General features: G+C 70.5%; 1 protein-coding gene. It reads left to right on the top strand.

All coding sequences use genetic code 11. The features are described 5' to 3' along the window. Window positions 1-169 precede the first annotated feature (169 nt). A partial coding sequence (locus A5659_RS22885; protein WP_156749327.1) for a P-loop NTPase occupies window positions 170-959 on the top strand: 790 nt, incomplete at its 3' end.

Consider the following 959-nt stretch of genomic DNA (forward strand, 5'->3'; position numbering starts at 1 on the left):
TGCCGGCGCCCCCGGCCGCCGCACCCTCGCAGGCCGCATCGGCGCCCAAGCCCGCCGGCCCGTCGGGCGCGGCCCCCGGCGCACCCAAGCCCAAGCCGGCGGGACCCGGTCCGGCCAACTAGAGGTCGCCGCCGAATGACCCCGTCGCAGACGCATACACTCGGCGGTGATGTCCAGCAATGACCCCTCCGATTCAGCAGCCGGCCTGACCGCGGCTATCCGCACCGCCCTGGGCAAGGTGATCGATCCCGAACTGCGGCGTCCGATCACCGAACTCGGGATGGTCAAGAGCATCGACACCGAGCCCGACGGGACGGTGCACGTCGGGATCTACCTGACCACCGCCAGCTGCCCGAAGAAGACCGAGATCAGCGACCGCGTCAGCCAGGCGGTCGCCGACGTCCCGGGCACCGGCGCGGTCAAGGTCACCTTGGACGTGATGAACGACGAGCAGCGCACCGAGTTGCGCAAGCAGCTGCGCGGCGATGCCCGCGAGCCCGTTATCCCGTTCGCACAACCGAATTCGCTGACCCGGGTCTACGCCGTCGCGTCCGGAAAGGGCGGCGTCGGCAAGTCCACCGTCACGGTCAACCTGGCGGCGGCGATGGCGGCCCGCGGCCTGTCGGTCGGTGTGCTGGACGCCGACATCCACGGCCATTCGATCCCCCGGATGATGGGCACCACCGACCGGCCCACCCAGGTCGAGTCGATGATCCTGCCGCCCATCGCGCACGAGGTGCGGGTCATCTCCATCGCCCAGTTCACCGAGGGCAACACCCCGGTGGTGTGGCGCGGGCCGATGCTGCACCGGGCGCTGCAGCAGTTCCTGGCCGACGTGTACTGGGGTGACCTGGACGTGCTGCTGCTCGACCTGCCGCCGGGCACCGGCGACATCGCCATCTCGGTGGCGCAGCTGATTCCCAACGCCGAGATCCTGGTGGTGACGACGCCGCAGCTGG

Source organism: Mycobacterium sp. 1165196.3 (assembly GCF_001673415.1).
In the GTDB taxonomy this organism is placed as follows: Bacteria; Actinomycetota; Actinomycetes; order Mycobacteriales; family Mycobacteriaceae; genus Mycobacterium; species Mycobacterium europaeum_A.